General features: G+C 68.9%; 23 protein-coding genes and 1 pseudogene. 15 read left to right on the plus strand and 9 right to left on the minus strand.

Annotated elements, in window-relative coordinates; translation table 11 throughout:
* Positions 1 to 1,050 (plus strand): FecCD family ABC transporter permease, encoded by a 1,050-nt coding sequence (locus OG801_RS12870; RefSeq protein ID WP_406035997.1) that lies wholly within the window; start codon positions 1 to 3, stop codon positions 1,048 to 1,050.
* Positions 1,047 to 1,865: an ABC transporter ATP-binding protein gene (locus OG801_RS12875; RefSeq protein WP_406035998.1), complete on the plus strand. Its 819-nt coding sequence runs from the start codon at positions 1,047 to 1,049 to the stop codon at positions 1,863 to 1,865. The genes OG801_RS12870 and OG801_RS12875 overlap by 4 nt, the downstream gene beginning before the upstream one ends.
* A gap of 87 nt (positions 1,866 to 1,952) precedes the next feature.
* On the opposite strand, the pseudogene OG801_RS12880 reads toward OG801_RS12875, so the two are convergent.
* Positions 1,953 to 2,459, minus strand: a pseudogene (locus tag OG801_RS12880) (EamA family transporter); the annotation flags it as partial.
* A gap of 118 nt (positions 2,460 to 2,577) precedes the next feature.
* Between OG801_RS12880 and OG801_RS12885 the strand changes: the two are divergent.
* Complete coding sequence (locus OG801_RS12885) at positions 2,578 to 3,030, plus strand: Lrp/AsnC family transcriptional regulator (protein ID WP_406035999.1); 453 nt, start codon at positions 2,578 to 2,580, stop codon at positions 3,028 to 3,030.
* 10 nt (positions 3,031 to 3,040) lie between these two features.
* Here the strand turns inward: OG801_RS12885 and OG801_RS12890 are convergent, their stop codons facing one another.
* Positions 3,041 to 3,448, minus strand: coding sequence for a hypothetical protein (locus tag OG801_RS12890; RefSeq protein ID WP_406036000.1), 408 nt, complete (start codon positions 3,446 to 3,448; stop codon positions 3,041 to 3,043).
* Positions 3,449 to 3,576: 128 nt separating this feature from the next.
* Between OG801_RS12890 and OG801_RS12895 the strand changes: the two genes are divergently transcribed.
* Positions 3,577 to 4,248 (plus strand): TetR/AcrR family transcriptional regulator, encoded by a 672-nt coding sequence (locus tag OG801_RS12895; protein WP_406036001.1) that lies wholly within the window; start codon positions 3,577 to 3,579, stop codon positions 4,246 to 4,248.
* Here the strand turns inward: OG801_RS12895 and OG801_RS12900 are convergent.
* Together OG801_RS12900 and OG801_RS12905 are read right to left on the minus strand one after the other, a co-directional pair.
* Positions 4,224 to 4,991, minus strand: coding sequence for a crotonase/enoyl-CoA hydratase family protein (locus OG801_RS12900; RefSeq protein ID WP_406036002.1), 768 nt, complete (start codon positions 4,989 to 4,991; stop codon positions 4,224 to 4,226). The genes OG801_RS12895 and OG801_RS12900 overlap by 25 nt on opposite strands.
* The gene (locus OG801_RS12905; RefSeq protein WP_406036003.1) at positions 4,988 to 6,631 is read right to left on the minus strand and encodes an acyl-CoA dehydrogenase family protein; all 1,644 of its coding nucleotides are present in this window, start codon (positions 6,629 to 6,631) and stop codon (positions 4,988 to 4,990) included. The genes OG801_RS12900 and OG801_RS12905 overlap by 4 nt, the downstream gene beginning before the upstream one ends.
* Positions 6,632 to 6,723: 92 nt before the next feature.
* Between OG801_RS12905 and OG801_RS12910 the strand changes: the two genes are divergently transcribed.
* Positions 6,724 to 7,449 (plus strand): PaaX domain-containing protein, C- domain protein, encoded by a 726-nt coding sequence (locus OG801_RS12910; protein WP_406036004.1) that lies wholly within the window; start codon positions 6,724 to 6,726, stop codon positions 7,447 to 7,449.
* Between the two features lie 103 nt (positions 7,450 to 7,552).
* Positions 7,553 to 8,710, plus strand: a complete 1,158-nt coding sequence (locus OG801_RS12915; protein ID WP_406036005.1) for a Fic family protein — start codon at positions 7,553 to 7,555, stop codon at positions 8,708 to 8,710.
* Here the strand turns inward: OG801_RS12915 and OG801_RS12920 are convergent.
* Positions 8,707 to 9,906, minus strand: a complete 1,200-nt coding sequence (locus tag OG801_RS12920; protein WP_355017553.1) for a LuxR C-terminal-related transcriptional regulator — start codon at positions 9,904 to 9,906, stop codon at positions 8,707 to 8,709. The genes OG801_RS12915 and OG801_RS12920 overlap by 4 nt on opposite strands.
* Positions 9,907 to 9,994: 88 nt before the next feature.
* Between OG801_RS12920 and OG801_RS12925 the strand changes: the two genes are divergently transcribed.
* Together OG801_RS12925 and OG801_RS12930 are read left to right on the plus strand one after the other, a co-directional pair.
* A complete protein-coding gene (locus OG801_RS12925; protein ID WP_355017552.1) occupies positions 9,995 to 10,144 on the plus strand; it encodes a hypothetical protein in 150 nt (49 codons plus the stop codon).
* Entirely contained in the window at positions 10,141 to 10,764 is a 624-nt protein-coding gene (locus OG801_RS12930) for an NAD(P)H-binding protein (protein ID WP_355017551.1), read from the plus strand. Before OG801_RS12925 ends, OG801_RS12930 begins: the two co-directional genes overlap by 4 nt.
* A gap of 168 nt (positions 10,765 to 10,932) precedes the next feature.
* On the opposite strand, the gene OG801_RS12935 is transcribed toward OG801_RS12930, so the two are convergent.
* The gene (locus OG801_RS12935) at positions 10,933 to 11,907 is read right to left on the minus strand and encodes a DUF1254 domain-containing protein (protein ID WP_406036006.1); all 975 of its coding nucleotides are present in this window, start codon (positions 11,905 to 11,907) and stop codon (positions 10,933 to 10,935) included.
* Positions 11,908 to 12,186: 279 nt separating this feature from the next.
* Here OG801_RS12935 and OG801_RS12940 point away from each other — a divergent pair, with 279 nt between their 5' ends.
* The 3 genes from OG801_RS12940 to OG801_RS12950 all read left to right on the plus strand — a co-directional run bounded on the left by OG801_RS12940 (position 12,187) and on the right by OG801_RS12950 (position 14,307).
* On the plus strand, positions 12,187 to 13,479 hold the full coding sequence (locus tag OG801_RS12940) for a diacylglycerol/lipid kinase family protein (RefSeq protein ID WP_406036007.1): 1,293 nt from the start codon (positions 12,187 to 12,189) through the stop codon (positions 13,477 to 13,479).
* Entirely contained in the window at positions 13,445 to 13,654 is a 210-nt protein-coding gene (locus OG801_RS12945; protein WP_406036008.1) for an amphi-Trp domain-containing protein, read from the plus strand. Before OG801_RS12940 ends, OG801_RS12945 begins: the two co-directional genes overlap by 35 nt.
* A gap of 191 nt (positions 13,655 to 13,845) precedes the next feature.
* The gene (locus tag OG801_RS12950) at positions 13,846 to 14,307 is read left to right on the plus strand and encodes a phosphatase PAP2 family protein (protein WP_406036009.1); all 462 of its coding nucleotides are present in this window, start codon (positions 13,846 to 13,848) and stop codon (positions 14,305 to 14,307) included.
* 4 nt (positions 14,308 to 14,311) lie between these two features.
* Here OG801_RS12950 and cls read toward each other — a convergent pair whose 3' ends face one another.
* Both cls and OG801_RS12960 read right to left on the minus strand, forming a co-directional pair.
* A complete protein-coding gene (cls, locus tag OG801_RS12955) occupies positions 14,312 to 15,745 on the minus strand; it encodes a cardiolipin synthase (protein WP_355017546.1) in 1,434 nt (477 codons plus the stop codon).
* Between the two features lie 85 nt (positions 15,746 to 15,830).
* The gene (locus OG801_RS12960) at positions 15,831 to 16,229 is read right to left on the minus strand and encodes a hypothetical protein (protein WP_355017545.1); all 399 of its coding nucleotides are present in this window, start codon (positions 16,227 to 16,229) and stop codon (positions 15,831 to 15,833) included.
* Between the two features lie 269 nt (positions 16,230 to 16,498).
* Between OG801_RS12960 and OG801_RS12965 the strand changes: the two genes are divergently transcribed.
* The 4 genes from OG801_RS12965 (at position 16,499) to OG801_RS12980 (ending at position 19,598) form a co-directional block, all read left to right on the plus strand.
* On the plus strand, positions 16,499 to 16,816 hold the full coding sequence (locus tag OG801_RS12965) for a carboxymuconolactone decarboxylase family protein (RefSeq protein ID WP_406036010.1): 318 nt from the start codon (positions 16,499 to 16,501) through the stop codon (positions 16,814 to 16,816).
* Positions 16,817 to 16,906: 90 nt separating this feature from the next.
* Entirely contained in the window at positions 16,907 to 17,446 is a 540-nt protein-coding gene (locus OG801_RS12970; RefSeq protein WP_406036011.1) for a potassium channel family protein, read from the plus strand.
* Positions 17,447 to 17,557: 111 nt separating this feature from the next.
* The gene (locus OG801_RS12975; RefSeq protein WP_406036012.1) at positions 17,558 to 18,679 is read left to right on the plus strand and encodes an AI-2E family transporter; all 1,122 of its coding nucleotides are present in this window, start codon (positions 17,558 to 17,560) and stop codon (positions 18,677 to 18,679) included.
* Positions 18,680 to 18,686: 7 nt separating this feature from the next.
* A complete protein-coding gene (locus OG801_RS12980; protein WP_406036013.1) occupies positions 18,687 to 19,598 on the plus strand; it encodes a YhjD/YihY/BrkB family envelope integrity protein in 912 nt (303 codons plus the stop codon).
* Positions 19,599 to 19,606: 8 nt separating this feature from the next.
* Here OG801_RS12980 and OG801_RS12985 read toward each other — a convergent pair whose 3' ends face one another.
* On the minus strand, positions 19,607 to 20,851 hold the full coding sequence (locus OG801_RS12985; RefSeq protein ID WP_406036014.1) for a DUF2252 domain-containing protein: 1,245 nt from the start codon (positions 20,849 to 20,851) through the stop codon (positions 19,607 to 19,609).
* Positions 20,852 to 20,929: the final 78 nt, after the last annotated feature.

The following is a 20,929-nucleotide window of genomic DNA, read 5'->3' on the forward strand; positions in this document are numbered from 1 at the left end:
ATGCCCCAGACCGTCACAGCCCAGACCGTGACGGCCCTGCGGCGCACGCGGCGCAGCCGTCGGGTGCGCGCGGGCGTCGTACCCGTCGTCCTGCTCGTCGTCGCCGCCGTCCTGGCCCTGCTCACGCTCTGCTTCGGCTCGGTCCAGCTCAGCCTCGACCAGGTCCTGGCCTCGCTGCTGCATCTGCGCGACCACGCCGCGGTCGACTTCATCGTGCGCGACCTGACCGGACCGCAGGTCAAGGCGGCCGTGTGCGTCGGGCTGGCACTCGGCGCGGCCGGCACGATCTTCCAGCAGCTGCTGCGCAACCCGCTGGCCTCGCCCGACTTCGTCGGCATCTCCGCAGGCGCGAGCGTCACCGCCGTCGCGGGTATCGCGGTGCCCGCCCTCGGCGGGGTGAGCATTCCGCTGCTGGCCTTCGGCGGCGGCCTGGTCACGGCCGCCGTGATGTACGTCCTGGCCTGGCGCGACGGCATCACCGGCTATCGCTTCGTGCTGATCGGGATCGGCACCGCGGCGTTCTGCACCGGGGTCACCGGCTACCTCCTCACCCGCACCTCGCTCACCGAGGCCAGGGCTGCGCTGCACTGGCTGACCGGATCGATCGGGCAGGCCGGCGACGCGGAGAACAACGCGCTGCTGGTCGCCATCATCGTGCTCGTCCCGCTGGTGCCGCTGCTCCAGCGGCTGCTCCGCGCCGTGGAGCTGGGCGACGACACCGCCCGCGGTCTGGGCGTACGCATCGAGGCGACCCGGCTCGCGCTGATCGCGACCGGCGTCCTGCTGACCTCGTTGGCCACCGCGGTCGCCGGGCCGATCGCGTTCGTCGCCCTCGTGGCCGGACCGATCGCCGACCGGATGCTCGGCAGCGCCCGCGGCGGCATTGTCGCCGCCGGCGCAGTCGGGGCGATCGTGTGCCTGATCGCGGACTACGTCGCCATGAACCTGCTGCCGGTCGAGGTCCCGACCGGTGTCGTCACCGGCGCCGTCGGCGCGCCGTACCTGCTGTGGCTCATCGCCACCACCAACCGGAGAGGGATGGGCGGATGACCCAGCCGGAGACAACTCAGCCGGAAACGACCCTGGCGCCGCGGCTCGCGGCGCGCGAGCTGACGCTGGGCTACGACGACCGGGTGGTCGTCGACCGGCTCGATCTGGACGTCCTCGACAGGCGGGTGACCGCGATCGTCGGCGCCAACGCCTGCGGCAAGTCGACGCTGATGCGGGGCCTCGCCCGGCTGCTGCGTCCATCCGCCGGCGAGGTGCTGCTCGACGGGATCCCGATCCTCGACCGCGGTTCCCGCGAGGTCGCACGGGTCCTCGGACTGCTCCCCCAGACCCCCGTCGCTCCGGATGGCATCACCGTCGGCGATCTGGTCTCGCGCGGACGCCACCCGCACCAGGGCTGGTTCCGCCACTGGAGCGCGCGCGACGAGGAGGCGGTCGCCGAGGCGCTCGCCGCCACCGACACCGGCGAGCTCGTCGACCGCCCGCTGCGCGCACTGTCCGGGGGCCAGCGCCAGCGGGTCTGGATCGCGATGGCGCTCGCCCAGCAGACCGATCTATTGCTGCTCGACGAGCCGACGACCTACCTCGACATCAGTCATCAGGTCGATCTGCTCCGCCTGCTGCGTACGCTCAACCGGGAGACCGGGCGGACCATCGTCACGGTGCTGCACGACCTCAACCTGGCCTGCCGCTACAGCGATCACCTCGTGGTCATGACCGACGGCCGGATCCTCGCCGAGGGCCCGCCGGCCGAGGTCGTCACCGCGGAGGTCGTCGAGAAGGCGTTCGGGCTGCCGTGCGTCGTCGTGCCCGACCCGGTCGCCGGTACGCCGATGGTGGTCCCGGCGGGCGACTGAACCGCCGACCCCGCCGGAGGAGACCCGGTTGAACATGGCCACGCCGGCCACGATGAGGGCCAGCGCGACGGCGAGGCCGACACCGATGCGCTCACCGAAGATCGGGACCGCGACAACGGCGGTCAGCACCGGGCTCACCGCGCCGCCCACGGAGGCCCGGCCGCTACCGAGCGCCTTGACGGAGAAGGCGTAGCAGAGCGTCGACATCAGACCGGTCCCGATGCCCTGGAGCAGGGTGAGGAGCAGCACGTCGTCGAGCTCGGCGGTGCCGGCGAGCAGGTGCGACGGCATCGCGCCGAACGAGGTCAGGACGAGCGCGGTCAGGCTCGAGACGGTGCAGACGGTCAACACCATCTGCAGGAGCGTCAGGCTCGTACGCTGCAGGCCCGTCGTGAACACCGCCCAGGCGAACCCTCCGACGAGCAGCAGCCCGACCCCGACAAGTGAGGCGCCGCCGCCGACCAGGAGCCCACTCACTGCCACACCTGCGGTGATGAGTCCCAGCGCGACCACCCGCCGCGGCGACATCGAAGCCCGGCCCCGCGCCAGCGCGAGCAGCGTGACGAAGAGCGGCACCGTGCCCGGGACCAGCATCCCGGTGAGCGCGGCACTGGTCAGCTGGGCGCCGAACGCGAACACGAGGAAGTGCGGGAGCCCACCCACGAGCAGCAGCGCGAGGACGTACGGCCGCTCGCGGCGTACGGCCCTGAACGTGCTCGGCAGCAGCGGGGCCAGCAGGGAGCTGCAGCAGAACGGCCGCCTGACCAACCAGGAGCTCGCCGACCGCGTCGGCCTCTCCCCCTCGCCATGTCTGCGCCGCGTACGAGCCCTGGAGGAGGCCGGCGTGATCAGCGGCTACCGCGCCGTCGTCGACCCGCACACGGTCGGCATGAACATCACCGCGTTCGTACGCATCAAGATGGCCACCCACACGACCGCCGCGGTCGAGACCGTCGAGGAGCACCTCCGCGACATCCCCGAGGTCACCGAGGCGTACGTCCTGGCCGGCGACCACGACTACCTGCTGAAGGTCGTCACGCCGTCGTTCGAGACCTACGAGAGGTTCCTGCGCGACAACCTGCGCACCATGCCGGCGCTCGCCTCGATCGAGACCACCTTCGCCTTCGGCAACACCAAGGAGAGCTCCCCGCTCCCCCTCGGCTGACCCCTCGGCGTCAGAAACCGACTTCTCGGCGGGCCGGGGTGTCGTCGGAGAACTGCTCGAACGCACGGGCGGCGGCGTCGATCTGGGCGGCCATGCCACGCAGACCACCGCGCCCGACCGCTCGCCTGGTCTCGCTCTCGAACAACGCCCGGTCATACGCGGGGAGCATCGCCACCAGCCGCCGCCGGGCCCTGTTCGACACGGGCCGGTCTGGCTGTAGGGGCTGGACGAAGACCTCGACCACGTTGTCCATCCAGTCCAGGTCGAACTCGACAAGGTAGGGCGGCAGGACCAGCCGGACCACGGTGCCGCCCATCCGGTCCACCTGCGAGTAGGACGTCGGCACGAAGCGAGCCGCGACCGACTCGGCAACCGCCTGGGATCGGCGCTCCAGGATGTCGTTGCCAGTGGTGAACACTGCGCCTCCGCCCGAACGTGACCGGTGGTCATGTGACCACCGGTCACAGATTAGGGGCGCAGCCGCTGGACGGTCAAGGACCATGTCGGCGGCACGCTACGATGCGAGCGTCCAGCCATGAGAGACGGGTGTCGCCATTGCCTACGCCGACCTGGGAGCGTCTCCCGGAGGCCAAGCGCGATGCCGTGCGCCGGGCTGCGGAGGAAGAGTTCGGGGTCCGGGGCTACAACGCCGCCAGCCTCAACACGATCTGCCGCGAGGCCGGGATCTCCAAGGGCAGCCTGTTCCAGTACTTCCCCGACAAGTCCGACCTCTTCGTCCACCTGATCGCCCGCGCCAGCCATGACATCCGGGCGGCGATGGAGGCCGCCAGCGCCGACTTCCCGTGGATGACCGACTACTTCGGCTCGGTCAACATGCTCATGGACGCGTGGATCGACTACTTCTACGACCACCCACGCCACCGGCAGATGCTGGTCTCGGCCAACCTCGAGCACAACCCCAACGCGCTCGCCGCCGTCCGCGAGGCCGTCTATGTCGACTACCTCGAGGTCATCGGCGGCATGATCGACCTCGGGATCGCCATCGGCGCACTCCGCGAGGACACCGACCGCGATGCCCTCGTAGCCGCCATCATCATGCTGCTTCCGCACATCGCCCTCGGCCCTCACGTACGCGGCCTGGACCCGCTCCTCGGCCTCGCCGGCTCCGACCGCACCCACGCCATGTCCGTCGGTCGCCGGCTGATCCAGGTGCTGATGGGCCAGTACGTCTGTCAATCGGTCCCGAAGGAGCCGTGACGTCCGGCTCCATCGGCGAACCGGGTCGCGCCCGCGACGGTGTCGGTGGTGACGGAGACGACGCCATGGCGGTACTCCACGGCCAGGGCGTCCTGCTCGCTGAGACCCTCCTGCTCCAGCATGGAGAGCCGGTCGTGGCGCATGCAGGTCTGCGGGAAGGCGGCGACCTGGCGGGCCAGGTCCTGCGCGGCCGCGAGGGCCTGACCGGGTGGGACGACGCGGTTGGCCAACCCCATCCGCAGGGCCTCCTCCGCCCCGACGGGACGGCCGGTGAGGATCAGGTCCATGGCGTTGCTCGCGCCGATCAGCCGAGGCAGCCGGACCGTGCCACCGTCGATCAGAGGTACGCCCCAGCGCCGGCAGAAGACGCCGAAGACCGCGTCCTCCTCCATGACCCGCAGGTCGGCCCAGATCGCGAGCTCCAGGCCGCCAGCGACAGCATGGCCGGCGACGGCGGCGATGACCGGCTTGCCCAGCCGCATCCGCGTGGGCCCCATCGGTCCGTCCCCGTCGGGCTCGAACCGGTTGGGGTCGCCACCGGCGACCGCCTTCAGGTCGGCGCCGGCGCAGAAGTTGCCGCCTTCGCCGTGCAGCACCGCGACGGCGGCATCGGGATCGGCGTCGAACTCCTCGAAGGCGGCGACGAGGGCATCCGCCGTCGCCCGGTCGACGGCGTTGCGTACCTCTGGGCGGTTGATCCGGACCGTGGTGATCGGACCGTCCTTGGCGACCTCGACCGTCATGCCGGCAGCGCGCGCTCGAGGATCCCGGTCACGTCGCCGCGTGGCGACAGGGTGCCGAACGCGCCACCCCAGTCGCGCCCGAGGCGCGAGGAGCAGAACGCGTCAGCGACCGGAGCCGGTGCGTTACGGACGAGCTGCGACCCCTGGAAGACCAGGGCCATCTGCTCGACGATCCGCCGGGCGCGGAACTCGAGGTCGTCGAAGGAGGTGAACTCCTTCTTCAACCGGTCCAGCGCGGCGTCGTAGCGGGCGTCGGCACCGGAGGCGAGCTCCGCCTCGGCCACGAACGCGTCCAGGGTGTGCGGCTCCTTCGCCAGCGCTCGCAGGGCGTCGAGCGCCGCGACGTTGCCCGATCCCTCCCAGATCGAGAGGAGCGGCATCTCGCGGTAGATGCGTGCGACGTCGAAGTCCTCGATGTAGCCGTTGCCGCCCAGGCACTCCAGGGCCTCGTTGACCATGAACGGCGCCCGCTTGCACACGTAGTACTTCGTGACCGCCAGCGCGATCCGGCGCAGCGCGGCCTCGCCCTCGTCCCCGCGGATCGCCCGGTCGTTGGCGCCTGCCAGCCGCAGCATCGCCGTCGTCGCGGCCTCGGACTCGACCTGCAGGTCAGCCAGTACGTTGCGCATCGCCGGCTGCTCGATCAGCGGCTTGCCGAAGGCCGAGCGATGCCGGGCGTGGTGTGCTGCCATGCTCAGCGCGGTGCGCATGCCGGCCGAGGAGCCGATCACGCAGTCGAGGCGCGTCATGTTGACCATCTCGACGATGGTCCGCACCCCACGACCCTCCTCGCCCACGAGCCAGCCGGTCGCGGCGTCGTACTCGATCTCGGAGGAGGCGTTCGACCGGTTGCCGAGCTTGTCCTTGAGCCGCATGAAGCGCATCGCGTTGCGCTCGCCACCGGGCAGTACGCGCGGGACGAGGAAGCAGGAGACGCCGGCGGGCGTCTGGGCGAGGGTGAGGAACAGGTCGCTCATCGGGGCACTGGTGAACCACTTGTGCCCGCGCAGGACGTAGGTGCCGTCGGGCTGCTCGGTCGCGGTCGTCGTGTTCGCGCGTACGTCGGAGCCGCCCTGCTTCTCGGTCATCGACATCCCGGCGATCAGACCGCGCTTGGTCTCGGGATCGCGCAGCCCGAAGTCGTACTCCCGACTGGTCAGCAGCGGCTCGAACCGGGCAGCGAGCTCCGGGGTGGTCCGCAGCGCCGGCACCACCGCGTAGGTCATCGAGATCGGGCAACCGTGACCGGCGTCGACGTTCCAGGCGTAGAACTTCGCGGCCCGGGCGACGTGGGCACCGGGCCGGCCGTCGGCCCAGGGGGCAGCATGCAGACCGTTCTCGACCGCGACGCCCATCAGCTGGTGGTACGCCGGGACGTACTCGACCTCGTCGACGCGGTGGCCGTAGCGATCATGGGTGTGCAGACGCGGCGGCACCCGCTCGGCGAGGCGGCCCCAGTCCTGCGCCTCGGCAGTGCCGGCGAGGCGGCCCAGCTCGTCGATCTCCGGGAGGGCCCACGCGGCGCCCTCGCGCTCGAGACCCTCTCGCAGGACCGGGTCACCGGCCGTGTTGTGACCCACCAACGGCGGGACCTGGTTGCTGACCACATGGGTGGAGTGGGCCTCGTGCGTGCTCGTCATGCGCTTCCCCTTGCTGGTGGAGGGTGATCCATCACGATGTTACATAATCAGACACAACCGTGTCGACATGTGTTGCATGAGAGGATGGCCGCGTGGCTACCGTGCGCGATGAACTGGCTCCTCTCTCCGCCCGCTCCACCATCCTGAGCCTGATGCTCGGCGCGCACCCGAACCCGCTGACCCCCGCCGACCTCGCCCGCGCCGGCCAGTTCTTCGGCATCGCACCGGCGACCGTGCGGGTCGCGGCCACCCGCGCCGTCAGCGACGGCGACCTGCGCAGGACGGCGGCCGGCTACCGGCTCGGCGAGCGGCTCGTCCAGCGCCAGGCTCATCAGGACGAAGCGGTGCACACGGCGGACAAGCCGTGGGACGGCTCTTGGGAGATGGCCGTCGTCGTCACCGCCGGCCGCCCCGGCCCCGAGCGCGCCGTGCTGCGCGATGCGCTCAAGGCGCACCGGATGGCCGAGCTTCGCGAAGGGGTCTGGACCCGGCCGGCCAACCTTCAGCGTCCGCGCTTCTCGGACCCGGTGCTCCAGGCCTTCACGGCGACACCCGAGCAGGATCCAGCCGAGCTCGCCGCCTCGTTGTGGGATCTCGCCGGCTGGGCACGCGAAGGCGAGCGTCTGCTCGAGCTGCTCTCATCCACGCCCCAGCCCGCGCTCCGTCTCGCCACGGCCGCCGCGATCGTGCGCCACCTCAGCGACGACCCGCTCCTCCCCGTCGAGCTCCGCCCGGCGGACTGGCCGGCAGCGGACCTGCGAGAGACCTACCGCGCCTATCAGCGGGAGCTGAGCAAGCTCGCCGCGCTGCCTCGTTGACCGGCTCGAGACCGAATCAGTCAGGGTGTCGCTTTGTCTCTTAATAAGTGACAAAGCGACAGCGTCACCCGTATCCTTGGCACTTATTAAAGGACATACGGACATGACGGAACTTTTCACCACCCCAGACCCAGATCTCGAGGACCAGCGGGTCATCACCGAGATCCACGACACCCGCGCCTCACTCGCGGCCTTCCTCCGCGCACCCAAGCGCTGGAACGGCGTCCTGCGTCGGGCCTCGACCGCGCGCGCCATCCAGGGCTCCAACACCATTGAGGGCTATACGGTCAGCGAAGAGGACGCGGTCGCTGCCGTCGACGATGAGCCCCCACTCAGCGCGGACGAGGCGACCTGGCTGGAGATCCTCGCCTACCGGCGAGTCCTCACGTACGTCCTCAACGTGGCGACCGAGGCCGGCTTCGTCATCGACGAGGCGGTCCTTCGGTCGATGCACTTCATGCTGCTCGACCACGACCTGTCCAAGGCACCCGGCCGCTATCGCACGAAGGAGATCTTCGTCCGCGACGACAGACGCGGAGTCAACGTGTACGAAGGACCCCACGGCGACATGGTCCCTGGACTGATGCGCGAGCTCTCGCAGTCACTCGCGGCTCCGACCCTGGACGACCCGCTGGTGCGTGGGGCCATGGCGCACCTCAACCTGGTGATGATCCACCCGTTCAAGGACGGCAACGGGCGGATGGCCCGAGCGCTGCAGACGATGGTTCTGGCACAGGACCAGGTGGTGGAACCGACCTTCTCCAGCATCGAGGAGTGGCTCGGCCACAACACCCAGGACTACTACGACGTTCTCGCAGCCACCGGACGCGGCTCCTGGAACCCCAGCAGCGACGCGACCCTGTGGGTGAAGTTCAACCTCCGCGCTCACCACATGCAGGCCCAGACCATGCGGCGGCGGTTCTACGAAGCCGAGGCCCAATGGCGCAAGCTCGACGAATTCCTCGCCGATTCCAAGCTCAACGATCGCATCGGCGCAGCCCTCTTCGACGCCCTCATCGGTCTCCGCGTCACGAGGCCGTCCTATGTGAAGCTCACTGAACTGGACGAGCGGACCGCCACTCGCGACCTGGTCAACGCCGCAGAGGCCGGATTGCTCGAGGCACGGGGCGAGCGACGCGGACGACACTACGTCGCGGGCGAGCCACTGCGTCGGATCCAGGAAGAGATCCGCTCTCAGCGGGTGCCGCTCACCGACCCATACCCAACCCTCATAGGAGAGATCCGGCGGGCGCTTCCCTAAGGATCGGTTGAAGGCGTACGCGAGCGGTCGGGGCCGGCCCCTGCGCGCGTCACCGGATCGTCGACGGGTCCCGGCATCGGACCGCCGCGCAGCGGGAGCTGGGTCGCGGCGCGATGCTCGTTGTCACGCAGCCGGCCCTCGTAGTGGCTGAAGAACACCTTGGCGACCAGGTCGCGGCGGCTGCGTACGCCTGTCTTCTCGAAGACGTGCTTGAGGTGCTGCTGGACCGTGTGCGGCGAGATGACCAGCGCCTGGGCGATCTCGACCGTCGAAAGTCCCTTCAGCACCAGCTGGGTGAGCTCCTTCTCGCGGTCCGTCATCCCGTACGCAGACATCAGGAGTGTCGCGATCCGCGCGGGGTGAGCGGGCTCGACGATGACGGCCACCTGTGGGTCCGGTCGCGTCGCGAGTACGGCGCCATGCAGCACGATCCAGGTGCCCGAATCGCTGAGGACGCGCGAGGTCGCCACCTCACCCGACTCTCCCGGTGAGTCGACCGAGCGCAATGCCCGCGCCGCGACGGCGGCGACCGCGACCGGCACGGCCCCCGGGGCGGGGCGAGGGAGGTCCGCGAGCCATCGCTCGACCCCTTCGGTGGCCGAGTCGACACCGAGCGACGAGTTCAGCACGACCAGGCCCGGAGCCCCGGTGGAGTCGGGGTCGGCTGCCTCGCCCAGCAGGAGCGCGTTGCGCGCCGCCTCCGCCAGGCTGGGCGCAATCGCCTTGAGGAACGCCTTGTCGGCGGCGCCGAACGTCGGTCGGTCAGGTTCGCGGTACAGCGCCAGCGAACCCCAGACGACGCCGGCGCGGGTCCGCAACGAGACGATGATCTCCTGGTCGCCGCCGAGCTCCATGTTCGACTTCCACCGCGACGTCGACGACGGGTCGCCATCGGTGATCTCGTAGAGCGTCGAGACGCCTTGGTCCGACTTCGCGACATCGCTGAGCTTGTGTACGCCATCGGCGCGGTACTCGTTGTCGAGGAAGTCGGCCGGGAGCACCGGCAGCAGCTCGTCGAAGTGGCTGGTGATCAACAGCGACGCGGGATCCAGCGTGTAGAAGCACGGCGCCCAGTAGTGCGGGATCACGTCGGCGATCGGCTCGCGGCACTCTCGCCACAGCGCCACCAGATCGAGCCCCTGCCTGCTCAGGCGCTCGATCTTGTCCTGCGACCGCTGACGGGTGCGCTGGTTCACCTGATCGAAACTACTCCCCGCAAGGGGTCAGCTGAATGCCAGATTGCTGGTATATCGCGTGGTCAGGGTGGTGCCTAGCGTCGACATCATGGACATTCACAAGCCTCCTGTGCTGGAGCACACGGACATCATGTTCGACACGATCAGACAAGCGCCCCAGGCGCCGTCCTTCGCCATGCCCGACCAGCGGGCTCTCGAGGACCTCCTCGCGACCTTCGCCCCGGGGGTGCCGTCATGAAGCTCGCGATGTTCGGTGGCAGCGGGTTCGTCGGCGCCCCGGCGCTCGCACTGGCTGCCGAGCGCGGACACGACGTCCGGGCGCTGATGAGGTCCTCGAACCGAGACGTTCCTGCGGGCGTCGACGTCGTGGCGGGCGACGTACTCGACCCGGAGGCGGTTGCCCGCACGGTGGCCGGCTGCGACGCCGTCGTGTCGACCCTCGGCGGGTGGGGCGACAACGATTCGATCGACCTCGGCGCCCGTAACGTGCTCGCCGCCATGCGTGACGAGGGGATCACGCGGATCGTCTTCATGGAAGGCTTCAACATCCCTTTCCCCGGAGACCCACGCAACGCCGGCGCGATCTTCATCGACACGATCGTACGCCTGCGCAGCCCGAGCCACGTGCGGAGCCAGCGGCGTCTTGGACTCATGCTGCAGGCGTGCGACGACCTCGACTGGACGATGGTGCGAACCCCGATCGTCCGTGCCGGGGACAGGACCGGTCGGACCGAGGTGGGAACCCTCAGGATGGGTCCACGAAGCCACGTGACGACCGGCGATCTGGCCGAGGCGCTCCTGGACGCCGTTCAGGACGGTCGGCACCTGCGCGCGGCCCCCATGGTCCGTACGGTGTGAACACCCCCGGGGGTGTGCTCGGCGGCGTGGGGGTCAGGTCCGCTTGATGGCGGGGAACCCATAGGTCTGTCGAGGATCGCGGCGTCGGGTTCGTACATGGGGTCGGGTGCAACCGCAGGGTGTAGGTGTTCGCGCCGTTGAGCTGCTCGCCGTGGTCGTCGAGGTAGGTCATGATGTAGGCCGCTTCGTAGGGGTGGTTGCCCCAGAGCCCACCGATCGCTGCTGCGGCTCGCTCGACGATGCGCAGTTTCGGGTCGGCGATCTTGAACCGGTCGTCGTCGAGTGCTCCGACCCGAAGAAGTCGAGGTTGTAGTCGAAGGCGTGGAAGGTCAGCTTCCAGCCGTTGACCTCGGGACTGTGGCCCGAGACCAGTGCATGGTGCAGGGTGACCTTCGCCTCCTCGAGCCCCGCCGCGAGGGCGGCTTGCTCCTCCGCCTCGAGGGCCGGGTACGGCGAGGCACCAGGCTCGGTCGTACCGAGCGGGGCAAGGCTCTCCTGAAGCTGCTTGTCACGGTCCGCCGGCGGGAACTGCTGCGACCACACGCGCAGCTTCTCCAGGAACATCACTCCATCGGGAACAGCCGGGTCGGGCGTTACGAGTCCGGTCGCCTCCGCGTCGGTGTGTACCGGGACGAGAGTCGTGGCGTCCTGCAGAGCGTGCACTGCCGGGAGGTCGTCGTCGCCCGCGACCGACCAGCGCCCGACGATAGAAGCGACCGTGGTGGGGAACCGGATCAGCGTGTGCCCGTCTTGCGCGGGACCGTCCCATCCGGGCGGGACGAGGAGGAAGTCGCCCTCCGCGGTCCCGGTGGCACGGTGGCCGACGTAGGCGAAGTTGTTGGTCCAGGCATCAACGAACTGCAGCACGTAGTAGCGACCCGCGGTGTCGGGCACATGCAGCTTGACCGGTCCGACGCTGAGGTCGAGCTGCGCCATCGAGTAGACCGTGTCGTTGTTGATCGTGACGAAGGTGTCCTGCGGGCCGGCCAGCTTGCGGGCATGGCTGAAGGAGTTGAACGGAGCGGCTGGGTTCGCACCCACCCCCTCGGTGACGTAGCGGTTCACCTGGTCGAGGTTGAAGACCAACGGGAAGCCGTACAGGTAGGCGTCGGTGACCAGGGCGGGTCGATCTGGGGAATCCATGGAACCTCTCCTCGTACGCCAGAGTGATGTGCAGGGTGTGGGCCTATGCGCCGTCGAGCCCCTGATCAGCCTCGCTGCGCGGGCTACAGCGATCCTCGCCCGATCCAGGTGGACTCCGCCCCGCGATTCACGCGTTCTGGGTGACGCCGGTCCCCATATCGATGGGTACGTTGCGATGGTGCCAACGCTGCAGCGGTCGGAGGGTGGGTTGTGACTGGGCGTGCAATCTCGAGACGGTTGTTGGCGGCCACCGCACTGGTGGTTGGGGCGGCCACAATCGTGCTCGCTGTCGTGGTGGCGGTGGGCGAGTTCCCGCGCGGCGTCGGCCTGCTCGGCTGCGTATTGGTTGCCGGCGTGAGCGCCTGGTACGGCATTCTCCGGAGTCGGGCGGCGCGGGTGGTGGGACTGACTGTCGCCGTTCTCGCCATCGCCCTTGCGCTGGGCATCATCGTGGTGGGCGGAGCTCCGCTCGTCGATCTACTGGTGGTGGCGGGGCTGTTGGTGACCTTGGCGGCGGCGCGCGGCGCGCTTGCCGTGCATGTGGATCTCCCGGGCGCCCCCGCACCACATCGCCCCGTGTTGTTCTTCAACCTACGGTCCGGCGGCGGGAAGGCGGAGCGTTTCGAGCTCGCCAAGGAGGCGCGTGCGCGTGGCATCGAGCCGATCGAGCTGGGAGCCCGCGACGACCTCGAAGTGCTCGTCCGCGATGCGGTCGCGCGTGGTGCGGACGGGCTCGCGATGGCGGGCGGGGACGGCTCGCAGGCCATCGTCGCCGCGGTCGCCGCAGAGTTCGGGTTGCCCTACGCATGCGTACCCGCCGGCACCCGGAACCACTTCGCCCTTGACCTCGGCGTAGACCGCGACGATGTGGTCGGCGCGCTCGAGGCGTTCGTAGACGCTGGTGAGCGGCGGGTGGACGTCGGGGATGTCAACGGCCGCGTGTTCGTCAACAACGTCTCGCTCGGGTTGTACGCCGAGGCCGTGCAGCGCGAGGGCTACCGTGACGCCAAGATCCGCACCCTGCTCGACACCGTGCCAGAGGTTCTCGGCCCGACCGGCGACGAGGTCGCCATGCGATGGCGCGGGCCAGGAGGCCACGAGCACCGTGGAGGCGCCGCGGTGCTGGTATCGAACAACCGCTACCGACTCGGCCGTGCGGTGGGCTCAGGCACGCGTCCGCGCATCGACGACGGCCTGCTCGGCATCACCGTCGTCGGTGCCGTCTCGTGGCGCGACGACGAGGGCCATGCGTTGCAGCGGCCGTGGCGCGAGTGGTCGGCGCCGACGTTCAGGGTCGATGCCGAGCGGCCTGTCGCCGCCGGCGTCGACGGCGAGGCGCTGGTCCTGGACCCGCCTCTGGACTTCCGCATCCGGCCAGGCGTACTTCGCGTTCGCGTGGCCCGCAAGCACCCGGGCGCATCACCCTCAGCGACCCTTCCCGACGGCATCTGGGCCGGGGTTGTCGAGCTGGCGCGAATCGCGCTCGGCCGAGATCAGAGATCCGCAACGTCACAACAAGGAGGTCACCATGGACCTGATGGAAGTCACGGAACGGGCGAGGCTGCGTCGTGAGGACGCCGCGGCTCGCCTGCATGCCCTGGCCGACGCGCTCGCCCGCAACAACGAGATCGAGTTCGAACGAGAAGGACTGCGCTTCAAGGTGCACGTCCCCGACGAGGTCGACTTCAAGCTGGAGGTCGAGATCGGGGACGACGAGCGCGAACTGGAGGTCGAGCTGAAGTGGTGACAGGAGCAGGTGGCATGCCCGACTGAAGCGTCCCGCCGGCGTCAGAGCCGGTCGAGGAACTGCTGGCCGAGGCGGGCACAACCCCCGTGTGGGCGGTCTGCGCCCTGCGACGTCTCGGCAGCTACGACCGTGCCGGGTACCGATCTCTGGCGGGGCTCTCCACGCCGCTGCTGGACGCGCCGTTGAGGTGGATGTCCGACTTCGCGAACCACTCCAAGCCGTGGTTCCTCTTCGCCGGCTTCCTCGCGCTCGTCGGCGGGCGCGAGGGGCGACGTGGCGCGCTCACCGGACTCGCGGCTGTCGGCGCTGCGTCCCTGGTGGTGAACCAACCCATGAAACGCGCCTGCGTACGCGCCCGCCCCGACTGGGATGCTCTCCGGGTCCCGCAGCAGCGCCGGGTGCGGATGCCGTCCTCGGCGTCGTTTCCATCGGGCCACTCCGCGTCGGCGGCCGCTTTCGCGGTTGCGGTCGGCGACCTGCTGCCGGCGCATCGGCTGCCGTTGCGGGCCGCGGCCTCGATCGTGGCGTTCTCGCGCGTGTACACGGGCGTGCACTACCCGAGCGACGTTCTCGTCGGCGCGGCGGTGGGCGCCCTGCTCGGGCGGTTGGCGTCGCGTACGGTGCGCCGCCTGGGTGTGCCCTACACCGACTAGCGATCTACTGCAGCGCCGCGGTCAGCCTCATCACGTTGTCCAAGTACGCCGCGCCGCGGGAACGTGTCAGCCAGTCCTCGAGGAGCAACTCCTTGGAGATCGACCGGTAGTGGTCCTCGACCTTGCGCATCTCGGTGACGACCTCGGGTCCGAGAAGCATCAACGAGACCTCATAGTTCAGCCCGAACGAGCGCATGTCCATGTTGCTCGATCCCAGAACCGCGACATCGTCGTCGACGCTGAAGAACTTCGAGTGCAGGATCGCCGGAGCCGGATACAGGTAGATGCGCACCCCCGCGCGCAGCAGCGCCTCGTAGTAGGAGCACTGGGCGTGGTAGACCATGAACTGGTCTCCGGCCTCGCTCACGAACAGCTCGACCTCGACGCCCCGCTGCGCGGCCGTGGTGATGGCGTACAGCAGCGACTCGTCCGGCACGAAGTAGGGACTGGTGATCGACAGCCGGCGTTGTGCCGAGTACAGCAACAGCGTGAACACGCGCAGGTTGTTCTCCGTCGAGAAGCCCGGCCCGCTCGGGATCACCTGCGCCTCGATCTCGCCGGCCGGGGTCGGTACCGTGCCGAGCTCGTCGATCAGCTTGACCTCCGTCTCGCTGTACCAGTCGGTGCAGAAGAGCAGGTTGAGAGCGCTGACCGCCGGTCCTTCGACGCGGGCCACCAGTTCCTTCCACTCACGGCCCAGCTTGTGGTTCGCGGGCTTGTTGTATCCGGGCTCGATCAGGTTCTGCGAGCCGGCGAACGCCACCATCCCGTCGATCACCAGGATCTTGCGGTGGTTGCGCAGGTCCGGCCGGCGTTTGAACGGTGCGATCGGCAGCATCGGGTGCCACTCGATGCCGGATGCGTCCAGCCGGGCGGTGAACTCCTTGTACCCCGGGATGCCCTTGGATCCGAGGTGGTCGAAGAGCAGGCGGACCGTCACCCCGCGATCGACGGCACGCGCCAGCGCCTCGTAGAAGGGGCCGGTCACGTCGTCCCACGCGGTGATGTAGAACTCGACGTGCACCCAGGTGGTGGCCTTGTCGATCTCGGCGGTCATCGCCGCGATGGACTCGGTATAGACCGAGAAGAGGTCGACCCGGTTGCCGGGCGTCACCGGCTGCGCGCCCAGGTTGCGGCTCAGCGTTGCCACCGAACGTACGTACGCCGGTCCGGGGAAGTCGCTCTCGAGCGTGGGCACGTGCGCCGTTCGCTCCGCCACGCGCGCGTTGACCTCGGCCTGCTGTTCGTTGCGACGGCGCCCGAGCTTGGTTCGCCCCAGGACGAGGAAGATCACCCACCCGAAGAGCGGCAGGACCAGGATCAGGAGCAGCCAGGCCATGCCGCTGGACGGTCGCCGGTTCTTGGGCACCACGCCCAACGCGACGATCTTCAACGCAAGGTCGATCAGGTAGAGGGAAACGGCGATCCATGTGGCCATGCTCGGAAGTCTGGTGCCCGCCCGGCCGCGCGTCCTCACCCAACATGCGTGAAGACTGACGCTCTGGCCAGCCCAGGGCGAGTGCTCAGCAGGTTTCCTGGACGTCCGTGATGAGAGTCCGTACGTCGCTGCCAAACGTGGAGAGCGCGGTCGCGGCGGCGCTCAGAGTGGCGGCGGAAGCGCTCGCCTTGGCCGCGTCGACGCTCTCGGTGAGCGCGTCGAAGCTGGCCTGGACGGTGTCGATCTGGCTGGAGAACTCGGTCTTCGCGTCGGACTTGACGTCGGACAGATCCGACCCGATGGCGGTGAGTCCGCTCTCCAGGTCGCCCAACGCGCCCGAGGAGGACACGTCGATGTCCCGCACCTCGTCGACCGACGTCTGGAGGTCGTCGACGGAGCTGCACACAGCGGCTTGGTCCTCGCCGCACCCGGTCAGCGATGTGGCCAGCGCCAGTGTCAGAGCGGCGATGGGGATGAGCTTCATGGTGGCTCCTTCGATGGGTGCGGCCCCTGAACGATGTGGGGCCCATCATTCGCGGGGACGGGTCCGCCTTCGTCACACAGAAGACGTGAACATCGTCGACCGGGGCCTCGGTCTCCCCGGCGAGCGCGCTTCACCAGATCTGCATGATGCGGGCGGAACCGTGATGGGGGGTGAATGAGGCGTACGGACGGCGAATCGAAGGGTCGCGGTCAACTCAGAGCGAGCCGGAAGGACGGTCCGGAGTGCACTACGCCGATCGACTCCACCGCTTGGCCATCAACCAGACGGACTGGTCCGAAGACCCCACCTACGCGGCCGACGAAGCGTGGCTCGAACCCGTGCTGGATGCCCGAACTCTGGCCCTGGTCCGACTGGCCGCACTGGTTGGCGTCGGGGGTGAGGTCCCCTCCTACGGTGCCGCCGCAGATGCGGCTGTCGACGCCGGCGCGAGCGCTGCCGAGATCGTCGACGTGCTGGTCGGTGTCCTTCCGGTCATCGGTACGGCACGCGTGGTCGCAGCCGCTCCCCGGCTGGCGATGGCGCTCGGCTATGACATCGACGCGCTCGGGCAGGAGCACCCCGACTGATCGCGAGAGCAGTCGTCACCGATCGATCGGAGGATCTCTCTTGGCCACCGACACTGCCTCCGCCCTCGGAGCCGTCAGGAAACGGACTGGATGGCGACCGCGGACTCCCTGACCCCCCGCCGTCGACGATGGCTCTTCGTACGCGGGCTGCTGCGTGCGTTCGCGTCCGCGGTGCTGATGGTCGTCGGCTACTACACCCTGCCGCTGGGGAGCCTCTCGGACGTCTCGGTCGTCGCCGAGCTCTCGGTCGGGGTGGTCGTTCTGGTCGGGGTGGTGACCTGGCAGGTCCGCGCGATCGAGCGCGCGAAGTACCCGGCGATTCGGGCGACCCAGGCTCTCGCGGTGGCCACGCCGCTCTTCCTGCTCCTCTTCGCGGCCAGCTATTACATCCTCAGCGTCGATGACGCGTCGACGTTCACCGAGAACCTGAGTCGTTCCGACGCGCTGTACCTGACCGTGACGATCTTCGCGACGGTGGGATTCGGAGACATCTCGGCCCAGACCGAGAGCGCCCGCTTGTTCGTGACCGCCCAGATGCTGCTCGACCTGGTGATCCTGGGTCTGGGGCTGCAGGTGTTCCTCAGAGCCGTGAAGCGGGGCAAGGCGAACCCCGACGACCCCGACGACTGAACGCGGCCACGCATTTCACATGATGAATGTGATTCGCCCTCCGGGAACTAGCGGTGGAATGAACCAGGTTTCGCAGCCGCCACATCCGAGCGGCTGGGACAGGAGATCCCTATGAAGCACGCCTCCACCACCGCCCCGGGCGAGCTTCGGGCCCGATCGTTCACCTGGACCCTGCTGCTGGGTGTCGCCGCGCTGACGATCGCGCTGGCCGGAATGAGGTCCGTCGCCGACATCATCGGGCCGGTCTTCATGGCTGTGGTCATCACGATCACGTTGCACCCGATCCGCCTGTGGCTGGAACGGGGACGGCTTCCGGGGTGGGCGATCTCAGTGCTCATGCTGGCCGCGGCAGTCCTCCTGCTCTCGGTCTTCGCATTGGCCCTGATGGTGTCGGTCGCCCAGCTGGCCGCCCTGGTGCCCACGTACGCCGACCAGATCGCGGACGGTGTCGCGAACGCCGGGAACACCTTGCGGGACGCGGGGGTCAAGCAGGAGCAGATCGACGCCGTGGTGAACGCGTTCGACCCGGGCCAGATCATCGACGTGGCCATGTCGGTGCTCTCCGGCACCCTCGGCCTGGTCACCGATCTGTTCTTCCTGATCACGGTGCTGCTGTTCATGGCCTTCGACACCGACTCCACGCGCCGTAGCCTGAAGGGCTTGGGTGACCGGTTTCCCGACCCGGTCGCCGCACTGGACAGCTTCGCCCACGGCACCCGCAACTACATGGGTGTCTCGGCAAGCTTCGGGCTGGTCGTCGCCGTCATCGACGGGGTCGCCCTGTACCTGCTGGACGTCCCCGGAGCCTTCGTGTGGGCCGTGCTGGCATTCGTCACCAACTTCATCCCGAACGTCGGCTTCATCATCGGCGTCATCCCGCCGGCCCTCATCGCCCTGCTCGACGGCGGGCCGGGCCTGATGGTCACCGTCATCGTCGTCTACTGCGTCATCAACTTCGTGATCCAATCCATCATCCAGCCTCGTGTGGTGGGCGACTCGGTCGGTCTCTCGCCGACGTTGACGTTCCTCTCGCTGGTGTTCTGGACCTGGGTGATCGGACCGGTCGGCGCACTGCTCGCCGTCCCGTGCACTCTGCTCACCAAGGCCCTCTTGGTCGAGGCCGACCCGCGCGGCAGGTGGGCCCTGCCCCTGATCTCAGGGAAGCCGGACACAGAGCCGGGGCCGGAGCAGCCCGGCCCGGCCGAGCTTCAGCCTGAGGGAACGCCAGAATGAGATCGGCATGGACTCGAACGACGGAACTCCGTCCTCGGACAGCCAGACAGGCCCAGCCGCCGAGCCGGCCGAGGATGCAGCCCGGGCCCGCGCCGAAGCCGCCCTGGGGCGTATGCCGTTCGGGTTGCAGCGGCGCCTGGGATGGCTGCTCGACAGGCGGCCGGGACGGATGTTCCTGCGGGCGGCCGCGGGGCTCCGCCGGATCGAGGTGTTCGACCGGTCGATGACCATCGCGGCCCAGTTCTTCACCTCCGTACTCCCGGTACTCATCCTGATCGCCGCCCTGGGCTCGAACAGCGACAGGTTCACCGACGCGATCGAGATGCCGGAGCAGTCCCGGCAGGTGCTCGAGGGCGCCGTCGACAGCGGTGGTGCAGCGTTCGGCATCGTCGGAACCATCTTCGTGCTCGTCTCGGCGACCAGCCTGTCTCGCGCGCTGACCCGCGCCTTCGCTGCGATCTGGGGCCTTCCGCGCCCACCGACCAGACTGAGGTCAGCCTGGCGGTGGCTGGCCGTCGTCCTGGTCTTCGCGCTCTCCCTGGTCGTCGTCCGTGCGGCCGGCGAGCCTCTCGGCTCTCTCCCCCCTCGTGAGCTGTGGCCACGGGTGGTCTCGTTCGCCTGGGACGTCGCGGTCGCGGCGTTCATCCCCTGGGCGCTGCTCGCCGGCGCCGTTCGCGCCCGGATGCTGATGCCGGGTGCGCTGCTGTTCGCTCTCTTGATGATCACAGTTCGCCCCGCCACCCAGGCATGGCTCCCCGCGGCGCTCGAGGCAAGCGCCGACCGGTACGGATCCATCGGCGTCGCCTTCACCTACCTGACCTGGCTCTACGTCGCCTCCTTCTGCTTCCTCACGACCGCGCTGGTGGGCCAGGTGTTCGCGACCGAACCCGGATTGCTCGGTCGACGCGTCCGGCGGTGATGAGGCCCTCAGCCCCGCTGAGCCACGATCCGCCCGTCGGCGACCGCACGACGCAGCGCTGCGTAGTCCCGCTCGTTCTGGTCGGCGTAGGCCTCGGCGAACGTCGAGACCGCCCGATCGAACCGATCACCAGAGCCGAGATAGCTCGCGATGGCGACCGGGTCACCGGAGCGCGCATGAGCCCTTGCCAGCGTCGACCCACAAATCCGGGCGTAGCCGGTCATGGAAGTGGGGTCCATCGCCTCCACGATCGCCGAACCCTTGCCGTCCCACAGTTGCCGGACGATGAAGTCTCGCTCGACGCCGTCGAACCCTTTCGCCTTCACCCAGCCGAGCATCACGTCGCTCGCGGACTGCATCAGTCGCTGCCCCTCGACGACCCGCTGACCGTGGCTGGTGTACGCGCTCTTGCCGAGGAAGGGTTCCAGGACCGATGCCTGGGCCTCCTTGGCCTGGAGGAACAGCGGGTCCTGGTCGTCGTTGCCGACCAGCAGCACGATCCAGGAGCGGGTGCCGACGCTGCCCACCCCGACCACCTTGCGTGCGGCGTCGGTGAAGCGGAACCCCTCGAGGAGGTGCCGATAGTCCCCACGCAGGGTCCGGCGGTAGGTGCGCAGGAGGCCATGGAGTGTGTCTTCGACCTCCTGGACCTCCTTGTCGGGCATCAGGTCCTGGACCCTCACGATCGTCGGAGGATCGTTGATCAGACGCGGGCGTCCATCCACGATCTCCACGAGCTTGGAGAAGGCCTTGATGCTGTTCTTCGACTGGGCCTTGGCCACGTTCTTGCGGAAGCGCTTGAGGTGCTTGGCCTTGACCTGCGAGCTCATCACGGCGTCCAGCTCGTCCACGTCCAAGCGGGCGTACCACACGTCGAGCTTGCGCATCTGTGCCAGATCCTGCATCGCCTCTCGGTAGGACGATGCGGCGGCCAGGTTGACGGCCCTGCGCTCGGCATCGTCGAACTCACGATCACGCCCCGCGACCGCGAAGCTCGCCACCATTCGCTTGACGTCCCACTCGAAAGGGCCCGGCAAGGTCTCGTCGAAGTCGTTGAGGTCGAAGATCAGGCGCCGGTCCGGTGCTGCGAACGACCCGAAGTTCGACAGGTGCGCGTCGCCGCACAGCTGGACCTTCAGGTCCGTGCGCGGCGCACTCGCCAGATCTGCCGCCATCAGGTAGGCGGAACCACGGTAGAACGTGAACGGGGACGCCAGCATCCTGCCGTAGCGGAGCGGCACGAGCTCTTGCACCCGACTGGCACCTTGCTCCTCGAGGAGGCCGACAGGGTCGGCCCGGTCGGGCGCCGGCTGCCACTCGCCGTGCACCGA

It is taken from the genome of Nocardioides sp. NBC_00163, assembly GCF_045206295.1.
Classification (GTDB): domain Bacteria; phylum Actinomycetota; class Actinomycetes; order Propionibacteriales; family Nocardioidaceae; genus Nocardioides.

What these genes read in the sequence shown, in the direction of transcription:
- OG801_RS12875 (WP_406035998.1), top strand. Translation starts at nt 1,047, where the DNA reads ATGACCCAGCCGGAGACAACTCAGCCGGAAACGACCCTGGCGCCGCGG.
- OG801_RS12905 (WP_406036003.1), bottom strand. Translation starts at nt 6,631, where the DNA reads ATGACGAGCACGCACGAGGCCCACTCCACCCATGTGGTCAGCAACCAG.
- OG801_RS12975 (WP_406036012.1), top strand. Translation starts at nt 17,558, where the DNA reads ATGAAGCACGCCTCCACCACCGCCCCGGGCGAGCTTCGGGCCCGATCG.
- cls (WP_355017546.1), bottom strand. Translation starts at nt 15,745, where the DNA reads ATGGCCACATGGATCGCCGTTTCCCTCTACCTGATCGACCTTGCGTTG.
- OG801_RS12980 (WP_406036013.1), top strand. Translation starts at nt 18,687, where the DNA reads ATGGACTCGAACGACGGAACTCCGTCCTCGGACAGCCAGACAGGCCCA.
- OG801_RS12970 (WP_406036011.1), top strand. Translation starts at nt 16,907, where the DNA reads ATGGCGACCGCGGACTCCCTGACCCCCCGCCGTCGACGATGGCTCTTC.
- OG801_RS12945 (WP_406036008.1), top strand. Translation starts at nt 13,445, where the DNA reads ATGGAAGTCACGGAACGGGCGAGGCTGCGTCGTGAGGACGCCGCGGCT.
- OG801_RS12950 (WP_406036009.1), top strand. Translation starts at nt 13,846, where the DNA reads ATGTCCGACTTCGCGAACCACTCCAAGCCGTGGTTCCTCTTCGCCGGC.
- OG801_RS12960 (WP_355017545.1), bottom strand. Translation starts at nt 16,229, where the DNA reads ATGAAGCTCATCCCCATCGCCGCTCTGACACTGGCGCTGGCCACATCG.
- OG801_RS12870 (WP_406035997.1), top strand. Translation starts at nt 1, where the DNA reads ATGCCCCAGACCGTCACAGCCCAGACCGTGACGGCCCTGCGGCGCACG.
- OG801_RS12930 (WP_355017551.1), top strand. Translation starts at nt 10,141, where the DNA reads ATGAAGCTCGCGATGTTCGGTGGCAGCGGGTTCGTCGGCGCCCCGGCG.
- OG801_RS12925 (WP_355017552.1), top strand. Translation starts at nt 9,995, where the DNA reads ATGGACATTCACAAGCCTCCTGTGCTGGAGCACACGGACATCATGTTC.
- OG801_RS12935 (WP_406036006.1), bottom strand. Translation starts at nt 11,907, where the DNA reads ATGGATTCCCCAGATCGACCCGCCCTGGTCACCGACGCCTACCTGTAC.
- OG801_RS12915 (WP_406036005.1), top strand. Translation starts at nt 7,553, where the DNA reads ATGACGGAACTTTTCACCACCCCAGACCCAGATCTCGAGGACCAGCGG.
- OG801_RS12900 (WP_406036002.1), bottom strand. Translation starts at nt 4,991, where the DNA reads ATGACGGTCGAGGTCGCCAAGGACGGTCCGATCACCACGGTCCGGATC.